A 15041-nucleotide genomic window follows, 5' to 3' on the forward strand; every position below is an offset into this window, starting at 1 on the left:
TTAAGCAATTGAAAGCAATAGCGGCTAGTATGAGCATTATTTAGTAATCTCCAAAGAAGGTGTCTAGCAAAATCCTACAACAAGTTGACACCGTCTCCTTGCAGGCGAAAGTTGTTTACTCGATTGACTTAAGGTATAATATTGCGAGTCGGGTGGACGACCACCCTGGTAATACTGGAGGTAACAGTCATGAAGCTTGGTATAGTGGGTTTACCCAACGTGGGAAAGAGCACGTTGTTCAACGCCATTACAAAGGCCGGCGCGGAAAGCGCCAACTATCCTTTCTGCACCATAGATCCCAATGTGGGCATTGTCAGCGTTCCTGACGAACGCCTGGGAAAACTTGCCGAAATGTACAATCCGAAAAAGGTCACACCCACCACCATTGAATTTGTGGATATAGCCGGACTTGTTAAAGGGGCCAGCCGGGGCGAAGGCCTGGGCAACAAGTTCCTGTCCCATATCCGGGAGGTGGACGCCATTGTCCATGTGGTACGGGCCTTTGACGACAGCAATATTGTTCATGTGGACGGATCGGTGGATCCGAAAAGGGATGTTGAAACCATCAACATGGAGCTGATCTTCGCCGACCTGGAAACCCTGGAAAAACGCATGGAGAAAACGCGCAAGCAGATGAAATCCGGCGATAAGAAGTTTGCGGAGGAACTGGCTCTCCAGGAAAGGATCAAGGAGAATCTGGAAAAAGGCATCCCTGTTCGGGCCATGACCTTTGATCCGGAGGAGGCCGAATATGTCCGGCAGCTCTTCCTGCTCACGTCCAAGCCCGTGCTCTACTGTGCCAATGTGGACGAGGACACGCTTTCCGATATCGACGCCAATCCCTATGTGGGCATGATCAGGGAGATCGCCCAGGCCGAAAATGCCGAAGTGGTGGTCATCTGCGCCCGAATCGAGGAAGAGATGGCCCAGTTGGATGACGAGGAGAAAAAGCTCTTTCTGCAGGAACTCGGGCTCAGTGAATCCGGCCTTGACAAGCTGGTCAAGGCAAGCTACAAACTGCTTGGCCTCATAAGCTTTTTGACGGCCGGCGAGTCGGAAGTGCGGGCCTGGACCATCGTGAAGGGCACAAAGGCTCCCCAGGCCGCCGGAAAGATCCATTCGGATTTTGAGCGCGGCTTTATCCGGGCAGAGGTTGTCGCCTATGAGGATTTGATCCGCTGTGGTTCCTATGCCGCCGCCAGGGAGCAGGGCCTCGTCCGGTCTGAAGGCAAGGATTACGTGATGAAAGACGGGGATGTGGTCCTGTTCAGGTTCAACGTATAGGGCCCATAATGCGGTTCACGTTTTGCCTGTCCCAAAAATCAACCGGGCTCGCCTGAGCCCGGTTTTTATGTCTGGTTATTGACCCTGAACCGTGTTTTCCTGTATTTAAGCATTCTGTGCCGAATGCCGATCCGCGTTCCCAGCACCAGCTTCCTCAGAGTAACCGGCTTTCTGGAACGGCGCATCTTCCTCCTGGTGGCCAGTTCGCTGACCACAAACCTTGCCAGCTCGAAGGGCGCCTGGGGAAGGGACTGGACAAACGCATTCCTTTGGATATTCGCCTGATATTCCTCGAGAACAGGCGTGTTCATAATCCGGTCAACCAGCTCCAGGAATTCCTCTTCGCCTGTCACATACCAGCCCACCCTGTTCCTGATGCAGAACTCCAGGTTTCCCTTCTCCTGAAGTCCGGCATTATGGGTTATGATGGGAGGCACCTTTTTCACCAGGTGCTCAAAGATGGTGGAAGGCCCTGCTTTCGTAATACCGAAATCGGAAGCCTCCAGGAGCTCATGCATGTTGTCCACAAACCCAAGGACGGCTATTCCGGTGGGTGATCCCTTGCATGCCAGTTTGCTCAGTTCCTTGAACAGTGCTTCGTTCTTTGCGCAAACCGCTATGATATTCAAAGGATACCCTTTCTCATAAAGGAGCCTGACATACTTTTCGGTATCCCCTATACCCTGGCCGCCTGCCGAAACCAGAACCGTCTTTTTGGCCGGATCCAGGCCTAGCCCATTGAGAATTTCCTCCCTGCTTTTGTTCACCTTTGCAAAAAACTTCAGGTTGAGCGGGAAGGACATGACCTTGATCCTGTCCCTGGGCTGCCCCTGGCTTATCAGGTATTGCTCGGCTTCCTGCGTGGCCGCAACAATGGTGTCCACGTTCGGGTTCACCCACATGTTATGCCCGGTGAAGGGATCGGCCATATAACTGATGACCTTGTACTGGAAATGGTATTTTTCCCTGGCAAAAAGCGCCACCGATGTGCAAAAAAAATGTGTTGAAAAAACGATATCAGGCTTATATGCCAATATATACTGAGCGCCCTTCCGTATAAAATTCTGGAAGAGCACCTTGGTCACCAAATTGGATCGGGTCAGGTGATTGAGTTTATCGATGAGCAGATTGACGTTGGTTGTCAGCTTGGGATGAGCCAGGGCAAAATCCCAGAGGTCTTTCATGGCTTTGTCGTCCCTGATGGCACCGGCCTCCCTCGCAAAATCGATCACATCCACCTGGTATTGCCCGGGATATAACTGATCAATCGCGTCCTTTACGGCAAGCGCAATCATTTTGTGCCCGCCGCCCACTTCGATCATGGGGATGAGGATTTTCTTCATGATGTCCTATCAACTCCGGTCAGCTTACTCTCTGTTCTCGTTGAAGATGATGTTGACGGCTTTCATGGGTGAAACGGTGGAAATGGCATGCTTGTAAACAAGCTGCTGCTTGCCCTCACTGTCCAGCACCACCGTGAAATTGTCAAACCCCTTCACCATGCCTCTCAGCTGAAAACCGTTGGTCAGGTATACCGTAACGGGGATATGCTCCTTCCTCACCTGGTTCAAGAATACGTCCTGAAGGTTGATATTTTTGTTCACGGCAACTCCTCCTCGCGCACAAAATAATATGAGATCAACTCAAACATCTTCCATCATTTTACTAAACTAATGCCCGATATTCAAGGCATCGGCCAATATTTTTAACATTGCCCGCCTGTCGAGAACCTGCGTATCAAGCCACTTGAGACCTTCCATGCTGTTGAACCAGGTGATCTGCCTTTTGGCCAGGTGCCGGGTATTCAGCTTGATCTGCTGAACCGCCTCATCCATGCTGCATTCCCCGTATAGTGCCGCAGCGATTTCCTTGTAGCCTATGGCCTGGAGCGAGACCAGATCCCTGGAATAACCCATGCCCAGAATCCTGGCCACTTCGTCCGCAAGCCCTTTCTTCATCATGATGTCGGTGCGCTGCTCGATGCGTTCATACAGTCTCTGCCTGTCCATAATCAGGCCAAAGAGCCGGTAGTCGAACTCAGGCGGTTTTGTCCGTGACAGGGCCTGATGCTCCGAGATAGGCCGGCCAGTTGTTTCATAAACCTCCAGAGCCCGTATGACCCTTTTAACGTTATTGGGATGGATCTTTTCGGCGCTGATGGGATCGATCGCCTTCAGCCTGTTATGCAGATACTCCGGACCATACTGCTCGGCCAGGGCCTTCATACGCTCCCTGAATCCCTGGTCACTTATTGTTTCCGAAAACTGGATGTTATATACAAGGGAGCTGATGTATAATCCTGTCCCGCCGGCCACGATGGGCACCTTCCCCCGCGCCAGGATATCCCGGATGGCCGCTTCGGCCAGTGCCTTGAACTGGGCCACGCTGAATGCTTCGTCGGGATAAACGATGTCCATCATATGGTGCGGAATACCGCGCTGTTCTTCAGGAGTGGGTTTTGCTGTTCCGATGTCCATGTACCGGTAAACCTGGGCTGAGTCGGCGGATATGATCTCCCCGTTCACCATGAGCGCCAGTTCAATGGCCAGATCGGTTTTACCTGTTGCCGTCGGTCCTGCCAGAACAATGACCTTTTCCAAACCAAGCCCTCCACACAGTCGTAAAATCCAAGGTTAATCATCAAGCGCCAGGGGCTTTCCCCATCCTATACTATCCGTTTAAAGCGCTTCTCCAATTCCCTGCGGGAAATACTGATCGCCACCGGCCTCCCGTGGACGCAGGTATAGGGATTCTCCATGGCGCAAAGCTGCTCCAGCAAAGCCCGGATCTCCTCTTTCTCCATTCTCCGGTTGGCTTTGATGGCGCTCTTGCAGGCCATCATATAAATGGCCTCGTCGCTGATCCCGTACTTTTCACCCATAGTTTCCATCCATCTGTCCAGGATTTCATGGAAATCGTCCAGGCTGAATCCGCCGCCCATGATGTCGGGTACGCTCCGGATGATGACGGTCTGCGGTCCGAAGGCCTCTATTTCGAAACCCGCCCTTTCAAAATCAGCCATCCTGGAGAACAGGAAATCATATTCAGCGGGCGAAAGCCTGACGATATAGGGCTCCAGGACCATCTGGGAGCAGGCCTGCCCCTCGGCAATCCGCTTTTTCAGTGTTTCATAGCGAATCCTCTCGTGGGCGGCATGCTGATCGATGAGATACATCCTGTCCCCATGCTGGAGGATGATATAAGTATCGAATACCTGACCCACAATCTCAGCTTCCAGCAGAACATCCGCCCCGCGGGCTTCCTCGGAAAGCATCTCATGGGACGCATCCGGCTCCGGTTCGTTTTTTACTGTGACAAGCTCATCCTGGCTTGTCCCGGGCTCGGAAAAGGCTTTCCCATGAGCAAGGCTGCTCGTTACGGAGACAGCTCTTTCCGTCCCGGTTTCAGGTTCTTCCGACTGCTGTATGGGTACATCCATGATGGGCAGCGCGGGTTTTTCAGTTTCGTTTGGACCGGCATGCCCGTCATCAGCCTGCTTCTTCAGTTCCCATGGCAACAGGATACGCTGCGGCGGCGGTAGCTTTGAAGCCGGCCTGTTCCATGAAGCCATTTCCACCTGTTCATGGCCTGTTTGGTCCCCCGCTTTTCCGGATGGCGCATAGGCGGTTTCCGTCGTTTCCCGGATGAGAGAAGCCGCCGTGAAAGCGCTTTTCACACCATGGTATAAAGCCGAATAGACCGCATTCTCGTTGGAGAATCTGACCTCCAGCTTCTGCGGGTGGACGTTCACGTCATACAGCTCCGGCGAGATCTTCAGGTTCACCACGCAGAAGGGGAACTTGTTCTGCATGATCAGGGTTTTGCAGGCATCTTCCAGGGCTGCCGTGAGAACCTTGTTTTTGATCGTGCGCCCGTTGATAAAGAAAAACTGGTTGTTCCGCGTTCCCCTGGCTATCTCGGGTTTTCCTACATAACCCGAAACCCGGATCCCCGTTTCCTCGTAATCCAGGGGCAGAAGGGACCGGGCTGTTTCGTTTCCGAAAAGGCTGTAGATCACGCTGAGCAGATCGTGGTTTCCCGGCGTGTGATGCTGCACCTGGTTATTGTTGATGAACTTGAAGGCTATCTCCGGATGGGCCAGGGCAAGACGTACCATCATGGCCGATACGTACCCGGCTTCCGTGCTGTCCTTCTTGAGGAATTTATAACGGGCAGGAGTATTGAAAAACAGGTTCCGCACGATGAAAGTGGTTCCCGTGGGACATCCCGTCTGGGAAACCGAAAGGACCTTTCCGCCTTCAACTTTGACGAGGGTGCCTGTCTGCTCCTCTGCGGTCTTGGTGCGCACCTCCAGATGGGATACGGCCGCTATGGAGGCCAGGGCTTCTCCCCGGAAACCCATGGTGGACAGATTGTCCAGATCTTCAATCTTTCGGATCTTGCTGGTGGCATGGCGCTCAAAGGCAATCTCCACATCATCGCTCTCCATGCCGCAGCCGTTGTCGGTCACACGGATATAGGAAATGCCGCCGTTTTTGATTTCAACGGTGATGGCGGTTGCCCCCGCATCGATGGCATTTTCCACCAGTTCCTTGACCACCGAGGCAGGCCGCTCAATCACTTCGCCGGCAGCGATCTGGTTGGCCGTTTTTTCGTCAAGAATAATGATTCTGCCCATAAAAACCTCCATTGCACAGGGACGGCAGCAGTCGTTGCGGATGAAACAGATTGGAGCGCAGCAATTTTTAGCCTTAACTGCATCTCAGCAAGTGACTGAGATTGCTTCGTCGCTGCGCTCCTCGCAATGACATCCTTGGGTCGTGTCATTGCCAGCGAGTGGAACGAGCGCGGCAATCTTTGTTACTTAAGCTTCTGCTGCAGGCTGTACAGCTTGTTGAGCGCGTCCAGCGGGGTCAGATTCGACGGATCCAGCGCCCGGATCTCGTCCAGCACATCGCGCTCGGCCTTTGTGAGCGAACTGGAAGCGAAAAGATCCAGCTGTCCCTCGACGGGCTTCTCCTTTTTCCGCTTCGGGTTCTTATTGATATCGGCCTCGTCCAGTTCTTCCAGGATCACCCTGGCCCGCTGGATAACCGGATCCGGAATGCCCGCCAGCTTGGCCACTTCCACCCCGTAGCTCCTGTCTGCGCCGCCCCGGGAGATCTTTCTCAGAAAGATGATATCATCGCCCTTTTTCCGTACCGATACGCAATAATTCTTGATGCCGTGGAGCTTGTCCTCCAATTCGGTGAGCTCATGATAATGGGTGGCGAACAGGGTCCTGGACCCAAGTCGCGCCCTGTCGTTGATATACTCGATAACCGCCCAGGCGATGCTGAGCCCGTCGTGGGTACTGGTACCGCGGCCGATCTCATCCAGGATGAGCAGGCTGTTGGGTGTGGCGTTGGACAGGATGTTGGCCACCTCGCTCATCTCCACCATGAAGGTGCTTTGACCGGAGGCCAGATCATCCGAAGCGCCGACACGTGTGAAAATGCGGTCAACCAGCCCGATGCGGGCATAAGACGCGGGCACAAAGCTTCCTGCCTGGGCCATCAGCACGATCAGGGCCACCTGACGCATATAGGTGGATTTTCCCGCCATGTTGGGCCCGGTGATGATGGCAATCCGGTTGTCCTCCATGTCCAGCCAGGTGTCGTTGGGAACGAAGGAATTGTCGGAAAGCATCTTTTCAACCACCGGATGGCGTCCGTCCTGGATCTCAATAACGCCCCCCTGGTAGACCTGGGGCTTGACATAATTGTTGCGGTCGGCCACTTCCGCCAGGGAGCAAAGGGCATCCAGTTCGGCGATGCAATGGGCGGTAGCCTTGAGGCGCTTCACATGGGAAGAAATGGCATCCCTCAGTTGGCAGAACAGTTCGTATTCCAGCTGGACCACCTTTTTCTCGGCACCCAGGATGGTTTTTTCTAGCTCGGCCAGGGCTTCCGTGGTAAACCGCTCGCAATTGACCAGGGTTTGCTTGCGCACATAATCCTCCGGCACCTGCCCGATATTGGCCTTGGTGACTTCTATGTAATATCCGAAATTCTCGTTGTAGCGTATCTTCAGGCTCTTGATGCCCGTTCTTTCCCGCTCCCGGGCTTCCATTTCGGCTATCCAGTTCTTGCCCTCGGTGGTAGCCTTCCGAAGCCGGTCCACCTCTTCGTGGTATCCTTCCTTGATGATGCCGCCTTCCTTGACCGACAGCGGCGGATCATCGGCAATGGCTCTTTCAATCAGCTCCACGATATCCTCAAGGGGATCCAGCCTTTCCGCCATGGCGGCGTTGAGGCCGCATGTGAGCCCGGCCACCATTTCCCTGATATAGGGCAGCTTGGACAGGGAGATCTTCAGGGAAACCAGGTCCCTTGCGTTGATGGTCCCGAATACCAGCTTGCCGGCCAGTCTTTCGATATCGTAGACACCCCTTAAGAGATCCATCAGTTCGTTTCTGACCATGAAGCCGTTTTTCAGCTCTTCAACCGCATCCAGCCGCATCTGGATCTCGTCCACATCCATCAGGGGCTGCTCCAGCCAGCGTCGCAGCATCCTTCCGCCCATGGCGGTGGAGGTCTTATCCAGCACCCACAAAAGCGAACCTTTCTTCCTGGCATCACGCATGGTCTCGGTGATCTCCAGGTTCCGCCGCGAAGCGCTGTCGATGATCATATACTGTTCAATCTTGTAGGGCTGAATGGCTTCAATATGGGTCAGATCGGTCTTCTGGGTACTTTCTATGTATTCCAGGAGAGCACCTGTGGCGCACTTGGCCAGTTCCAGATCCTTCAGCGGGTTCTCCTTGAAAAGGCTCAGTATCTTCTCATCGCAAAAGGCCGGTTCAAAGACCTGGTCCGGCAGGATGGAAGCCCGGATGCCCAGGTAATCCTCGAAATAGCTCTTGTATTCAGGCTTTTTGGTCAGTTCCGCATTCGTGATAATCTCGGAGGGTTTGAACCGGGCAGTCTCGTCCAGGAGCTTGCGCATGGAGCTTCCCCAGGTAATCTGCGTGGTAAAGAATTCCCCGGTGGTGATGTCCACCACGGCAATGCCGAAATAGGTCTGGCGGCAATAAATGCACATGAGGAAATTGTTCTTCTTGTCCTCCAGCATGGTGGGATCGATCACCGTTCCGGGCGTCACAACCCGGGTGACATCCCTTTTGACCAGGCCTTTCGCCATCGCAGGATCCTCCATCTGTTCGCAGATGGCCACCTTATAGCCCTTCGCGATCAGTTTTGCCAGGTAGGTATGGGCCGAATGATAAGGAACGCCGCACATGGGCGCACGTTCCTCCAGGCCGCAGTCCCTGGCGGTAAGGGCTATCTCCAGTTCCCGTGAAGCCAGCTCGGCGTCTTCAAAGAACATCTCATAAAAGTCGCCCAGCCTGAAAAAAAGGATGCAATCCTTGTAGCGCTCCTTGATAGCCCGGTATTGCTGCATCATGGGAGTAAGCTTAGCCACGCCCTGCGCCCTCCTTACCTTCCAGCCAGAAGGCTCCGGCACGGATGATCTCCACGTCCACCAGCCGGCCTGTCAAATTTCCATTGGCTCTAAAATTGACCAGTTTGTTGGTGCGGGTGCGGCCCGACAGCATTTCCGGATTGGTCTTGCTGAGACCGTCCACGAGCACCTCCACCGTCCTGCCCTCATACCGTTTGGCAAGCCCGGTGGCAATCTCGGTCTGCAATTCCACAAGCCGCTTGAATCGATTGGAAATGGTCTCCTGGGATTCGGTCTGTTCCCATTTTTCCGCCGGCGTTCCCTTACGGGGCGAATAGATGAACATGAAGGCCGCGTCAAACTGTACCTTTCTGACCAGATCCAGCGTCTGTTCAAAGTCTTCTTCGGTCTCCCCGGGGAATCCCACAATGATGTCGGTGGTCAGGGCTATGTCCGGGACGGCCTCCCGGATCCTGTCCACCAGGGCCAGGTAGTGCTCCCGGGTATATTTGCGGTTCATCCGCTGGAGCACCCGGTTGCTGCCCGCCTGGAACGGCAGGTGGAGATGTTCGCATACTTTTTCGCATTCCTTCATGGCCCGGATCAGGCTGTCGGAAAGATCCTTGGGATGGGATGTGGTAAAGCGCACCCGATCGATCCCGTCAATGGTTTCGATATCATAAAGCAGTCTGGCGAACAGATCCTTCTCTCCCAAATCATTGCCATAGGAGTTCACGTTCTGACCAAGGAGCGTGATCTCGCGGCAGCCATCCGCCGCCAGGGCCCGGATCTCTTCCAGGATATCCTCTTTTCTGCGGCTTCTTTCCCGGCCCCGCACATAGGGCACAATGCAATAGGTGCAGAAATTGTTGCAGCCATAGATGATGTTGACAAAGGCCTTATGCCGCTCGCTGCGCTTGATGGGCATGTCCTCAATGACACGGCCTTCTTTTTCCCAAATCTCAAAGACGCGCTTCCCGCTGGTCAGGTGCTGATAAAGCAACCTGGGAAACTCGTGGATGTTGTGGGTTCCAAAAACAATCTTCACATGCCGGTATGACTTTTTGAGCTTCTCCAGCACATGGGGCTGCTGCATCATGCATCCGGAAGCCACGATGATGGACCCGCGTTCCTCGCATTCCCGGGTAAGTCCTCCGATGTGGCCGTAGACCCGCTCTTCAGCATTCTCCCGCACACAGCAGGTAACAAAAACGATGATATCGGCCGGTGCGTCGGGTGCAACCTGCTCATACCCCATATTGGTCAGCATGCCGGCAATGGTCTCCGCATCACGCTCGTTCATCTGGCAGCCGAACACATCCAGCCGGAAGGTTCTCACCTTTCCGGTGCGCAGGGTATGCTCCACGTTCAGGTTCCGCACCTGTTCCATCCAGTCAGCCGATTCCATGGTTTTGGCCAGTTCCAGTCCCCCCTGGCCACAGGCATCCTTCTTTCTTGTGCTATCCTTGATGTTCTCCAAAATGATCTATCTCTCCTCACCAAAACGCCACACAGGGTGGCATGCCTCATATTTTAACGCTGATGTTTTCTGTCAAAACAAACATCCGATCCTGCCGGATCACAATCATAACTTATCATACCAAAAATCCGGTGAAAATAAAAGAAAGCAGGCCTCCAGCCTCACCGTGCCATATCGGCAGGACTTACGGCCATTTGCTTCCCACCGCATTGAAAAACGGGAGGTAAACCTTTCGCCTCCCGCTTCATCCAGAGTTTTGATTTCTGCTTAATTTCTCCTCTTTCCCATAAATCTCAATATGGTCAGGAAGAGGTTGATGAAATCAAGATATAACTGCAATGCGCCATAAATACCGAGGTTGTTCCTAAGTGCCAGGTTGCCCTCGGTGTTGAAGTAAAACGCCTTCAGCTTCTGCATATCATAGGCCGTAAGGCCCAGGAACACGAACAAGCTGACAAGGCTAATGATCCAGCCAATGGAGCTGCTTGCCAGGAAGATATTCACGAGGGACAGCACTAGGATACCGATAAGTCCCATGAAGAGGATGCTTCTGAAACGGGTCAGGTCGTTCCTGGTAAAATATCCATAGGCACACATGATGCCAAAGGTTACGGCTGTCGTACCAAAGGCCGAGAGGATGGATGCATCCGTGTAGGCCAGGAAAATGATCGAAAAGGTAACGCCGTTCAGCGCCGCATAGCCCATGAACAGGCCGACGGCCGCAGCATAGGAAAACTTGGTAATACGGGCCGACAAAACAAAAACGACGACCAGTTCGGCGATCATAAGCCCGTAAAACAGAATGGGAGTCGTCACAATCGTATAAACAAGGCTCAGATTGCTGGCAATAGCCAATCCCACCAGCGATGTCAGTAAAAGGCCCAGGAACATCCAGCCAAAGACCTTGGTAATATAGGCATTCATGCCCTTTATGGCATCGTACTGTTCCTCATAGGTGCGGGGTCCATAGTTGTTTTCTCCATAGTACATATGTCTCACCACCTTTTTTACGTATTACAATTATATACCTTGAATCCTATTATATACGCGTCATTTGTTTTTGTAAATCAAAGCGGCGCGTCTTGTAATAGCGGCCACAGCAAACAGGAACAGATACCCTGCGGCGGATACAACATTCAGGTATTTATCCCAGAGAAGCAAGGATATCTTTCTTATAGCCGAGGAACTGGCTTCCCAGCAGCATGTCCCGGTTTCTCGGCCTCTGAAAGTCTATCCGGATATCCTTAACGATGGTTCCGGGCCTTGGGCTCATCACCAGGACCCTGTCCGAGAGCAGGATGGCCTCTTCGATATTGTGGGTGACAAACACCACGGTTTTCCTGTGTTTTCCCCAAACATCCAGGAGCCAGTCCTGCATCTGCATCCGTGTGATCTCATCCAGGGCGCCGAAGGGCTCATCCAGGAGCATGATGTCTCCCCGCATCCGGTAGGTCCTCAAAAGGGCCGCCCTCTGGCGCATGCCTCCCGACAGGGCATGAGGCCTGTAGTTCTCGAATTCTTCCAGTCCGAATTCCCTCAGCATGGGCCTGACAGCCTCTGCTTCCTTTTTCAGGTCCGCACCTTCAATCTCGGCCGGCAGAAGCACGTTCTCCATGAGCGTCCTCCAGGGCAAAAGATGATCCTTCTGGAGCATGTAGCAAACCGGAACCCGATTCTTTTTCAGGTCGACATCTTCCATACGGATAGTCCCCTCATAGTCCCTGTCGAGGCCTGCCAGCATCCTGAGCAGCGTGCTTTTGCCGCAGCCGCTGGGTCCCAGGATGGAAACAAATTCATTTCTCTCCACCCTGAAGCTGACGTTGGTGAGCACCTGGAGCCTTTCATGGTTCCTTCCGCCTTTCTCCGGCGGAACAGTATAGTATTTGCTGACGTTTTCCGCCACAATCTGTTCCATGTCCAATCCCTGCTGCCTTATTCCACAAACTTGTTTGTAAATGCCTTTTCCACATCGATGGGCTCAGAGATGAAGCCATTCTCATAAAGCCAGTCGTTGTATCGCTGCCAGACCTCTTTTTTCTGAATTCCCCAGTAAGGCGCATCGTCCTGGTACCTGTCCGCCAGGAATTTCTGACTCTCCCTGATGAGCTCCGGATCCGCCTCGGGAACAGCTTTTATAAAGATTTCCGCCGCTTCTTCCGGATGCTCTATGGCATAAAGATATCCTTTAATGGTGGCACGCATAAACGCTTCAACCATCTTGCCGTTGTTTTGGATCATATCCTCGCTGGTTACAATTACAGGCGTGTAATAGTCAAACACGGGATCGGTCTTCCCCAGATCGATATAATCAATCTCTATGCCCTTCAGTTTTGCTGCAACGCCGTCCCAGCCTTCAAAGATCCAGGCGAAATCGATCTGACCGCTGCTGCTGGCCTGGAAGAAATCAGCCGTACCCACGGACAGGATCTCCACCTTTGACGGATCGGCTCCCGCCTTTTCCATCAGGTATTTGATGGTGGCCTCCTCGACAGGGGAACCCCAGCCGCCGTATTTCTTTCCTTCAAAGTCTTTTGGGCTCCTGATATTTTTCTCCTTTAGCGCTCCGAAGCCGGAAGAGTTATGCTGGATAACAGCGGCAATGGAAACCAGCGGCACATTTTCCGCCCGGGCAAAGGTGACGCTCTCCTGGTAGCTGACGCCGAACTGGGCGGCCCCGGAGGCCACCATGGCATCAGCACCCATGTCGGACGGTTGGATGATCGTCACATCCAGGCCTTCCTCGGCATAATAGCCCTTTTCCACGGCCACATAGACGCCGGTATGATTGGTGTTTGGGGTCCAGTCCAGCACAAAGGTGACTTTTTGGGCTTTTCCGCAGCCCGTTGCTAGGATCATGGTTATCAATAAGCAGAACAGAAGTATGTACAGTTTGACTCTTTTCATGTGATTTTCCCTCCGTTAGTGATATTCCGGCAAACGATGCGTTCAACCCACTCCACCGCTTTATAGAGGAGCATGCTTAACAGGACAATGATGAGCACATCGGCAAAGAGCACGCCTGTTCTAAAGCTTTTCATGGCACGTGTCATGAAAACGCCGAGACCTTTCTGCGCACCAACCCATTCGGCGAGGACGGCACCCACAATGCCGTATGTGGCGGCAATTTTTAAGCCTGAAAAAAGATGCGGAAGGGCCTGTGGTATCCGGGAAATCCGGAATATTTTCCAGCGGGTTGCCCCCATCACGCTCAGAAGATCATCCATTCCGCTGTCGGATTGAACAAGTCCCTGGGCAAAGGTTACGGCTATGGGGAAAAAGCACACCATAAAGACCACCACAATCTTTGGCAGGATACCGAAGCCGAACCAGAGGATGAACAGGGGGGCCAGGACGAACAGGGGAACGGTTTGGGTCATCACAAACAAAGGATAAACCATCCGCCTGAAGGTCTCGAAATAGCCCATGGCAAAGCCGATGGCTGTTCCCAGAACGATGGATATAAAAAGTCCCAGAAAAGCTTCCGAGATCGTCACCAGGGTGTGCTCCAGGAGGAGATCCCATGAGCCGATGAGTTCTTCAATCACCTTGACAGGGGATGGCAGGATGAACTCCGGTACATCATGCCAAGTGACCACAACGTACCAGGTGACCAGTATCGCCAATGAGAAACCGACAGGCAGCCAGTCCATCCCTGTGTTACGCTTTGTTCCGATATTTTTCGATTTTCTCTTCAATGGTGACACCTTCCGGCCGATAGTCGATTTTAACCACGGATATGACCCTTTTGGCTCCTGCCTCACAGCAGACGGTCTGGGCCTTCCTGACGATTTCCATCAGCGTGTCGAATTCGCCTTCCATGGTGGTTTCCATGGGACCGACAACATATTTGACACCGCTTTGCTGAATCATCTCAATGACCTTATCCACAACAGGATAAATATCCTCCTCGGGCACACTGGGCAGGACCTGAAGACTGACATTGACAACCGGCATATTTCTTTTCCTCCAAAAAATTCAGGGATCCCTTTTTCATGCGTGGAACCAGGCATCAGCAACCAGTCGGTCGGCTTGGTCCGGCTTAAGAAGAGGCTGTTTCAGACGGCCTTCGGATCCGATTGTTGAAATGCGCCCATGAGCCATGGCGGAATGCCATAACCATGCGGCCTGCATAAGAAAAACCGCCCAACATAGGCGGCTGCAAATCCAAGTTATGCATTCCCTACGCTGGCATTACCCAGATCAGGTCTCCGATGGTCGGGATCAAACAATCCCCTCTCAGCCGGTTCGCCGGCTCCCATATGCATGTATTCATTTTTGAATTATTCTATCCGTATATCGGAGCAATGTCAAGTAATTTTACTTTTATCGGCATGATAGGTGTTTTTCACCCATCAGGCAATCTCTTTTCACCTACAGTCATACCAAACTGTCATTGCAACCCAGAACGCAGTGGATCGTGGTAATCCCTTTAAGCTTCACCGGTAGCCACAGAAGCCATGAGATTGCTTCGTCGGCTCCGCCTTCTCGCAATGACATCCTTGGGTTATGTCATTGCGAGCACGAGCGTGGCAATCTCATCTTGCGAAGCCATACCCGTAACGTCATTGCGAGCATCACACAAGCGGTGCGTGGCAATCTAAAAAACCTGTAACGCCATTCTGAACGGTTATTTGCGAACCAGGCAATCTCACTAGTGCGTTCCCGCACCGAAATAATCATCCGTCGCCCGCTTGTCGGCATAATAGACAATCACATCTCCAGGCTCCAACTCCCAACCGTTCTGATTGGTGTTGTATCCTTCTAAACGCCAGCCGTCTCCCGTTTTACCGGTATACTTCAGCGACGGGTTATCAAAATCATCATCGTTGATCACGGATATGTTCTTGAAATTGACGATGATGTACCCATCCTT

Annotated in this window: 13 protein-coding genes and 1 riboswitch; of the genes, 1 reads left to right on the top strand and 12 read right to left on the bottom strand. The window is 52.9% G+C overall.

The window, feature by feature from the left end; all coding sequences use genetic code 11:
- Positions 1-189 precede the first annotated feature (189 nt).
- The gene (gene ychF, locus F3H12_RS11990; protein WP_149679556.1) at positions 190-1284 is read left to right on the top strand and encodes a redox-regulated ATPase YchF; all 1095 of its coding nucleotides are present in this window, start codon (positions 190-192) and stop codon (positions 1282-1284) included.
- Between the two features lie 65 nt (positions 1285-1349).
- Here the strand turns inward: ychF and F3H12_RS11995 are convergent, their stop codons facing one another.
- From F3H12_RS11995 to F3H12_RS13305, 12 genes are all read right to left on the bottom strand, one after another.
- A complete protein-coding gene (locus F3H12_RS11995) occupies positions 1350-2627 on the bottom strand; it encodes an MGDG synthase family glycosyltransferase (RefSeq protein WP_149679557.1) in 1278 nt (425 codons plus the stop codon).
- A gap of 24 nt (positions 2628-2651) precedes the next feature.
- On the bottom strand, positions 2652-2888 hold the full coding sequence (gene hfq / locus F3H12_RS12000) for an RNA chaperone Hfq (protein WP_149679558.1): 237 nt from the start codon (positions 2886-2888) through the stop codon (positions 2652-2654).
- Between the two features lie 66 nt (positions 2889-2954).
- Entirely contained in the window at positions 2955-3884 is a 930-nt protein-coding gene (gene miaA / locus F3H12_RS12005; RefSeq protein WP_149679559.1) for a tRNA (adenosine(37)-N6)-dimethylallyltransferase MiaA, read from the bottom strand.
- Positions 3885-3949: 65 nt separating this feature from the next.
- A complete protein-coding gene (gene mutL / locus F3H12_RS12010) occupies positions 3950-5923 on the bottom strand; it encodes a DNA mismatch repair endonuclease MutL (RefSeq protein ID WP_149679560.1) in 1974 nt (657 codons plus the stop codon).
- Between the two features lie 182 nt (positions 5924-6105).
- Positions 6106-8709 carry a DNA mismatch repair protein MutS gene (gene mutS / locus F3H12_RS12015; protein WP_149679561.1) on the bottom strand — a complete coding sequence of 868 codons (2604 nt, stop codon included), beginning with the start codon at positions 8707-8709 and terminating at the stop codon, positions 6106-6108.
- A complete protein-coding gene (gene miaB / locus F3H12_RS12020; RefSeq protein ID WP_243133283.1) occupies positions 8702-10168 on the bottom strand; it encodes a tRNA (N6-isopentenyl adenosine(37)-C2)-methylthiotransferase MiaB in 1467 nt (488 codons plus the stop codon). Before miaB ends, mutS begins: the two co-directional genes overlap by 8 nt.
- Before the next feature lie 267 nt (positions 10169-10435).
- Positions 10436-11158 (bottom strand): Bax inhibitor-1/YccA family protein, encoded by a 723-nt coding sequence (locus tag F3H12_RS12025; protein ID WP_149679562.1) that lies wholly within the window; start codon positions 11156-11158, stop codon positions 10436-10438.
- A 154-nt stretch (positions 11159-11312) separates the two neighbouring features.
- Positions 11313-12083: an ABC transporter ATP-binding protein gene (locus F3H12_RS12030; protein WP_149679563.1), complete on the bottom strand. Its 771-nt coding sequence runs from the start codon at positions 12081-12083 to the stop codon at positions 11313-11315.
- A 17-nt stretch (positions 12084-12100) separates the two neighbouring features.
- Positions 12101-13072 (bottom strand): ABC transporter substrate-binding protein, encoded by a 972-nt coding sequence (locus F3H12_RS12035; RefSeq protein ID WP_149679564.1) that lies wholly within the window; start codon positions 13070-13072, stop codon positions 12101-12103.
- Positions 13069-13863 carry an ABC transporter permease gene (locus tag F3H12_RS12040; RefSeq protein ID WP_149679565.1) on the bottom strand — a complete coding sequence of 265 codons (795 nt, stop codon included), beginning with the start codon at positions 13861-13863 and terminating at the stop codon, positions 13069-13071. The genes F3H12_RS12035 and F3H12_RS12040 overlap by 4 nt, the downstream gene beginning before the upstream one ends.
- A complete protein-coding gene (locus F3H12_RS12045; RefSeq protein ID WP_149679566.1) occupies positions 13826-14122 on the bottom strand; it encodes a thiamine-binding protein in 297 nt (98 codons plus the stop codon). Before F3H12_RS12045 ends, F3H12_RS12040 begins: the two co-directional genes overlap by 38 nt.
- 206 nt (positions 14123-14328) lie before the next feature.
- A riboswitch (TPP riboswitch) is annotated at positions 14329-14437 on the bottom strand.
- Between the two features lie 382 nt (positions 14438-14819).
- The coding region (locus tag F3H12_RS13305; RefSeq protein ID WP_188118525.1) for a hypothetical protein at positions 14820-15041 on the bottom strand (222 nt) is incomplete at its 5' end.

The organism is Thermoclostridium caenicola (assembly GCF_900142095.1).
In the GTDB taxonomy this organism is placed as follows: Bacteria; Bacillota; Clostridia; order DSM-8532; family DSM-8532; genus Thermoclostridium_A; species Thermoclostridium_A caenicola.